Annotated in this window: 5 protein-coding genes; all 5 read right to left on the reverse strand. The window is 48.5% G+C overall.

What is annotated here, in order from left to right:
* Nucleotides 1-23: 23 nt before the first annotated feature.
* On the reverse strand, nucleotides 24-299 hold the full coding sequence (locus C6G87_RS00110) for a DUF3240 family protein (RefSeq protein WP_104751527.1): 276 nt from the start codon (nucleotides 297-299) through the stop codon (nucleotides 24-26).
* Nucleotides 299-3361: an efflux RND transporter permease subunit gene (locus C6G87_RS00115; RefSeq protein WP_104751528.1), complete on the reverse strand. Its 3063-nt coding sequence runs from the start codon at nucleotides 3359-3361 to the stop codon at nucleotides 299-301. The genes C6G87_RS00110 and C6G87_RS00115 overlap by 1 nt, the downstream gene beginning before the upstream one ends.
* Nucleotides 3361-4413: an efflux RND transporter periplasmic adaptor subunit gene (locus C6G87_RS00120; protein WP_104751534.1), complete on the reverse strand. Its 1053-nt coding sequence runs from the start codon at nucleotides 4411-4413 to the stop codon at nucleotides 3361-3363. The genes C6G87_RS00115 and C6G87_RS00120 overlap by 1 nt, the downstream gene beginning before the upstream one ends.
* An 11-nt stretch (nucleotides 4414-4424) precedes the next feature.
* A complete protein-coding gene (locus tag C6G87_RS00125) occupies nucleotides 4425-5720 on the reverse strand; it encodes a TolC family protein (RefSeq protein WP_104751529.1) in 1296 nt (431 codons plus the stop codon).
* Nucleotides 5683-7385 (reverse strand): glycine--tRNA ligase subunit beta (glyS, locus tag C6G87_RS00130; RefSeq protein ID WP_104751530.1); only part of this gene is annotated, 1703 nt, incomplete at its 5' end. The genes glyS and C6G87_RS00125, both read right to left, overlap by 38 nt.

A 7385-nucleotide genomic window follows, 5' to 3' on the forward strand; every position in this document is an offset into this window, starting at 1 on the left:
CAAGCATTGTAACACAACGCGCTTTAAAGCGTTGTAACCGGGATCAAATACAGCGCGCTTGGGACACAACGCGCCTTGATCTCTTGAGCGAGCGCGCGCGCGTTGTCCTCTAGCAGGCATAGGCGCAAGTGGGCGTAATCCTTGCGCCCGCTCACCTGTTCTTTGGGGCTTTTGAGCAGACTCGCTGCGCTGTATTGAAAGCATGGACTCAGATAGAAATCGCTATAGCCCTGTTCTAAAAGATAATCTGTCAGTCTATCTACCAAGCGCGCGGGGGCGTAAATATCCAAAAACACCATTAGATCACCTTGATTTTTTTGGCTAGCAACATGAACATGGGGGGCAATAGCAACAAGGTCAAAATACTAGAGGTTACTAGCCCGCCTAGCACCACGATCGCCAAGGGTTTTTGCACTTCAGAACCCACCCCATTGGAGAGCAAGAGCGGGATAAGCCCTAAGCCGGCAATGCAGGCGGTCATCAACACCGGTCTAAGCCGTCTGAGCGCGCCCTCTAGCACCACTTCTTCTATTTTTTTGCCCTGGGTTAGAAGCTCTCTAAAATAGCCCACCATCACCACCCCATTGAGCACAGCAATGCCAAAGAGCGCGATAAAACCCACACTTGCAGGCACAGAGATATATTCATGGCTGACAAAGAGCGCGATGAGCCCGCCTGTGATCGCAAAGGGGATATTACACAAAATGAGCAACGCTAACGCCACATTGTTAAAGGTGAAAAAGAGAATGAAAAAGATCACCAAAATACTCAAGGGGATGATGGTCGCTAGTCTTTTATTGGCTCTCTCTTGGTTTTCAAACTGCCCCCCGTAGGTGATGTAATAATTGGGGGGTAGGTGTACCTGCGCGTTGACTTTTGCCTTGATCTCAGCCACAAAGCCCCCCAAATCCCTACCCACCACATTTGAGCGCACCACGCTCATGCGCTTGGAGTTTTCGCGCACAATAGAAACTGGTCCATCTACTTCTTTCAAGGTCGCAATAGAGGTGATGGGCACCGCCACATCGCGACTAGAAGTCATCTCTAGGCTTTTGATTAAGGTGATATTGGTGGCGATGTCTTGGGATTGGCGGATGATGACCGGGGTTCTAGAGATCCCTGTGGGGATAAATTCTACCACCAAGCCCTCTAGGGCGGATTTTAAGAATTTGGCAAATTCATCGCTGGTGATCCCCACATTCGCCATCGCATCGCGATTGGGGGTTACATAGAGGTAGTTAATCCCCTTGTTGAGCTCGGTCAAAACCTCATCAGAGCCTTTGACTCCCTTGATGATCTCTACAATCTGCGCGCTGAGGGCGTTGAGTTTGGCGATGTCATCGCCAAAAATCTTAACCGCCAAATCCCCGCGCACCCCCGTGAGCATTTCAGAAATGCGCATTTCAATGGGCTGGGTGAAGGCGAAATTAACCCCTTTGAAATCCTCTAGGGCTTGGGCGATCTTGTCTAGGAGGGCTTTTTTAGTGGGCACGCTCCACTCCGACTTAGGGATATAGGAGATGAACATATCGGTTTGGTTGAGTCCGCCCAAGTCTAGCCCTAATTCGTCTGAGCCCGTGCGCGCCACGATGGATTTAATTTCTTTAACGCGTTCTTTTAGGGTTTTTTCAATGTGCAAGATCAAATCCCTAGATTGGCTCAAAGAAATGGAGGGCACGCTCTCAATACTCAGCACACTATCCCCCTCATCTAAATTAGGCATGAACGCCTTGCCCACAAAGGGGAAGAGCGAAAGGCTTGCGCTCAAAAACACCAACGCCCCAAGGATCATTAGTTTAGGGCGGCTGAGTGAAAAGTGCAGCAGAGGGGTATAAATGCGATAAAAAAAGCGCGTGATCAAGGTCTCTTTATGGGTTTGGGCTTTGAGCACCAAAGAAGCGATCACCGGGATCAGTGTGATAGAGAGCACTAAAGTGCCCAAGAGGGCAAAGACAATACTAGAGGCTAGGGGTCTAAACATCTTGCCCTCTATGCCCTGCAAGGACAAAATGGGCACAAAAAAGACAATGATGATGACAATCCCGCTCACCACAGAGAGGGCGATCTCTTTGCAGGCGCGATAAATGGTGTGTAGGGGGGTGGTTGTCTTGTTATGCCCTAGTTTTTCAAAGGCATTTTCTACCACCACGACTGCTGAGTCGATCAACATGCCTATGGCGATGATGAGCCCGCCCAAACTCATCAAATTCAAGGTGATCCCGCTGAGTTTGATCCCAATAAACGCCACAGATAAGCTCAAGGGTAAAATCACACTCACCGCCACACTCGCCCTAAAATTCCCCAAGAATAAAAACAAGGTCAAGATGATGAGGGTAATCGCTTCTAGCAGGGTTTTATTGACCGCAGAGATGGCTTTATGGGTGAATTCTGAGCGATCGTAAAAGATGTGGATATGCACCCCTGCAGGCAGTAGGGGCTTGATGTCCTGTTCTAATTTGGCACGCACCCGGGTGATGATCTCTTTAGAATTTGCCCCTCTTAGGGCGAGTACAAGCCCCTCTGTGGTTTCATCTACCCCATTCTTGGTTACAAACCCCAAACGGGTGCGATAATGCGTGATCACCTTGGCAAAGTCTTTAATGTGCAAATGCCCTTGATTGGTGGGGATGGTGATATTGGCAATTTGTTCGGGGGTGAGCGCGATGGTTTGAATCTTCACCAAAAAGGTTTCTCCATCGCGATCGATGCGCCCTGCTCCGCTATTGCTCAAATTGGCTTTGAGGGCGTGCTCCAAATCGCTAATAGAAATCCCTAAGCGCGCCATGTCATTAAAATCCGGGATCACCACAAAGGCGCGCGCAAAGCCCCCAATGGCGTTCACATCTGCCACGCCCGGGATGGTGCGCAACATCGGGCGAATCGTAAAATCTAAAAGTTGGCGTTTGCCCACATCGGGCAAATTCCCATCAATGGTGAACATAAAGATGTCTGAGAGTGGAGTTACAATGGGCGCAATCTCCCCATCCACCCCTTGGGGCAGATCGGGCAAGACTAGGGCTAATTTTTCATTGACCATGTTGCGGGCTAGGTAAATATCCATGCCATCTTCAAAATCAATGGTGATGTCGCACACCGAATATTTAGAAGTGCTGCGCAGGGATTTTTCCCCCTTAAGCCCTAGCAGTTCTAGCTCTAAGGGGCGCACGACATTGTTCTCCATCTCTTCGGGTGAAGAGCCGGGCAATTTTAAGACGATCTTGACCTGTGTGGGTGCCATGTCTGGGAAGGCATCTAGGGGGGTGTTCAAAAAGCTATAAAAGCCAAACCCCAAGAGCAACCCCGCAAAGATGAGCACCACCAAGCGTTGTCTTAGCGAAAACTCTAGGATGCGATCCAACATCAATCATCCCCAAAGTGGTTTAAAATGCCCTTTAAACTCACCAGCGCGCCCGTGGCCACTTTGGCATGGGGGTTGAGATGGGCGCTCTTGATCACAAAGGCGTGGTTGCGCTCCTCTAAAACCTGTACTGCCACAGGCAAGAACCCCTTCTTGGTGCGCACGAAAATGAGGTAGTCTTGATCGTTTTTGATCACGGCATCAGAGGGCACTAATAAAGTGTTTTTGGGTCTAGAACCCTGAATGAAGAGATTGACCATCTCGCCCACATGGTAATTGCCCTGCTCAATGCGCGCGGTGGCTAAAATGGTGTTAGAGTTTTTGTCTAACACCACGGACACGCTTTGGATACGCCCGATGGGATTGCCCAGCTCGTCTAAAACAGCAGAACCCGTTTGGATGTATTTAGAGAGATTCACCGGCACTCTGATACGCGCGATGAGATCGCTATTTTCTGAAATGCGAATATAGGTGGTGAAGGCGGGGATGCGCTCGCCTAGCACTTTGGGTGCAATGGAGAGAACCCCCCCGTGTCTGGCGATGATTCTAAAGCCATACTCCCCTCTAGGGTGCCTGGGATCGATGCCAAAACTTCTAAAGGTGTTTTCTAATTCTTGGACTTTAAGGCTTATTTCTTGACTGGCAAGATAGCTAGTTTGGTACTCGCGCTTGGCGATCACCCCTTGTTGGTAGAGCATTTTATCCTTGCGACTCACCTCTAAGGCGACATTGAGTTTATTTTGATCGTTTTGCAACTCAAAATAGAGATTGCTCAAATCAATCGAGCTGATTTCACAGATGAGATCGCCCTTTTTGACATGTTCGCCCTCGCTCTTGTAAATGGCGACCACACTCGCATTAAAGCTCAAACTCTGCACCACCGAGTGCTTGAGATTAAAATTGTCAAAATCGATGGCAGCGTTAAAAGGTAAACCTTTTGAGATAACATGCTGGTCTAGGGCGATTACCTTTAAATCTAAGCTAGCGATTTGTTGGGGCGTTAAAACGATTTCTTCATAAGCCTGCAAGCTCACTACAAGCCCCAAAACTGCCATGAGCCACTTTCTCAACGCACACCTCCTACTTGGGTCAAGGTCTCCCCCAAACTCTCTTCTAATAATGCGGTGATGTCTACATATTCCATCTTGGCTTGGGCGAGGGCGATGAGCGCGTCCATATAGGAGTTTTGATAGATCAAGTACTCAAATAATCCGATTTTCTGGGCTTCATAGGCGATACGCCCCTTTTCCATCAAGTCTCTCTTATTGTCAATGGCTTGAATTTGGATGCGCATATAGCGCTCTTTGGTTTTGAGTTGTTGGAGATAGGCGTTGGCGTTGATACGGATATTGCGCTTGGTCACTTCATTTTGCGCACGCGCCCCATTTTCTAGGGCAAGAAACTTGCGTTTGAGATGAATATTCTTAGGGGTTACGGGCAAGGGGATACTAAACTCCATAGAAAGATTTGTGGCTGAGTTGTAACTCTCTGCACCCAGCCCAAATTCAAAGTTATGAAACACATCGCGGTTGGCTAGATTGGCATTAACGCGGTAGTCTTTGGCGCTCAAATCCAACACCTCCACATACAACGAACGACTTAAAATGCGCTCGAGCGCATGCGCGCCCAAGTGTACATAATCAAATTTGAGCGCGGGGATCTTGATGGCGCGCAGGGGGTCTAAAAAGGCACTAAAGGGTACATCGCCCTCTATGGGGTCTACAATAGCTAATAGCGTGTGTAAGGTTCTCTCTTGATTGATGATGAGGGTTTCAATATTGATCTTAGCTAACTTGGATTCCAAGTAAGAATTCTTGAAGTTGATATAGTCTTTTTCAGACATGCTCCCCGCGCTCACCTTGCTTTTAGCTGCGCTAAGCTCTTTAAAAAAAATGTGCTCGCGTTGGGCGTAGATCTTGTGCTTTTCAATGTTGAGAATGTAGTTTAAATAGAGTCGTTTGGCCCCAATAAAGGCAAGATTACGGCTCAATTCGTAACTCTTGCGGTACTGCACATTTTTAATAGAGAGGGAGCGCGCCAACAAGCGGCTAACCCATGGGAGCTTGGGCTTGATCATCAAAACTGTACGGGGCTGGGCTTCGGCAATGCCTTGATAGTTGCGCACCACAGAGGTTTCGTTAGAAATGAAAGGAAAATCCCACGCATTGGTGGATTTTTGCTCCTCTAAAAGACTGATGAAGTCGGCTTTTTTGGCGATCAACTCTAAAGAGTTGTGCTCCACGCGCTTGAAAAATTCTTCTAGAGAAAAGGTACGCGCGTCCAAAAAACAGAGCAATAGGGCGCATAAAAAGGCAACCCGCACTCTAAAGTTCTTTAATGTCTGCCACACCCAAAAATTCATGGTAAATCAAGTGAAGCAAGCCTTGGCGGTTGTGTTGGGTTTGCAAACAGGGGTCGTTCACCAAAACCCGATCAAAAAAGCGCTCTAAGGGGTCTTTGAGCAAAGATAGGGCGTTGAGCTTGTCTAAAAAATCACCAAACTCCATGCGCGCTACATGCGCGTAAGCATGATAGAGCGCGTGTTCACTGGGGTCTTTAAACAGGGTTAAATCCACTTGTGAGGGGGTGTTGCCCTGCGTAATATTAGCCACGCGTTTAAAAATTGCCACCAATTCTAGGGCGCGATCTTGATTGAAGAAGGCATGCAACGCCTGCACCTTACGAGCGATCTCGCACACCCCATAGGCATCGCTGTGCAACGCCTTAAGCCCTTTGAGCACGGCTTTATAGAAGGTGGGGTTAAAATGGGCAATTTGGGAGGCGAGCACATGGATAAAGCGCTCTAGCATGAAATCTCTGAGTGTTTCTAGATCAAAGGGGGCATAAGCACCTGCTAGGGCTTGCACATGCGTGTGCAGATTGAAATCCAAGTTGTAATGTAAGCAGATTCGCAAAACTCCATTAGCCGCACGCCGCAGGGCAAAGGGGTCTTTGGATCCGGTGGGGATCTTGCCTATGCTAAAAAGGGCAAGTAGGGTGTCTAATTTGATCGCCAATGCGCCCAACGCGCTCAGTAAGGTAGAAGGTAGGGGGGTGTTTTCACCTACGGGCAAGTATTGTTCTTGAATGGCTGTGCACACGGCCCGGTCCTTCAAGTGGTGGCGTGCGTAGTAAGAGCCCATCACCCCCTGCAATTCAGGGAATTCATAAACCACTTCGCTACATAAGTCCGCTTTGGCTAGGGCTAGAATCTCTTGAAGTGTGGGCTGTGCGCTTGGCTGGTATTGATGGGCTAACCATGTCGCGATGTGTTGTTCGCGTTGTACCTTATCTTTTAAACTTCCTAAGCCTTGTATAAAGGCGATCTTTTCTAAATTTTGTGCGATCACGCCCCATTCTAGGGATTGTTTGAGATCGTTTTGATAAAAGAACACCGCATCGCTCAAACGCGCTTTGAGCACCTTTTCATTGCCCGCGATAATCTGGCTAAAATCCCCATGTTCTAAGGGGGTGTTGCTCACCACCACAAAGGCGTTATGCAAGGATTCGCCCTTAAAGACAGAAAAATAGCGTTGGTGCTCCTGCATAGAGGTGCTGATGATCTCAGGGGGCAAGCTTAAAAATGTGGAGTCAAAGCGCCCATAAAGGGCGGTGGGGTAAGAAGTGATGGCAATAATTTCTTCTAGTAGTTTTGCATTGATCTGCACGCGCACCCCATGTTCTTGCTCTAGGGCGTGGATTTCTTCTAAGATTTTGGCGCGCCGTTTGGCAGGCTCTAAGATCACCCCGCCCTCTTGTAAAACTTCAAAATAACGCGCGATATTGGGCGTAGGGATCCATGCAAAGCTGCGCGCAAAATGCAATTTTGTACACGCCTGTGTCCCACAGCCATAAGCGCGCGCGCAAAGAGGCATTTCTAAGGGAGTTGTGCCCATAATGGCGCAAATATTGTGAATGGGGCGGATAAAACGCTCCTGAATAGAACCCCACGCCATGCTTTTGCCAAAATCTAGGGCGTGTAAGAAATCGAATACCATTTGGTCTAAAAGGGTGGGGGTGGGAATGG

Source organism: Helicobacter baculiformis, assembly GCF_900197685.1.
Classification (GTDB): Bacteria; Campylobacterota; Campylobacteria; order Campylobacterales; family Helicobacteraceae; genus Helicobacter; species Helicobacter baculiformis.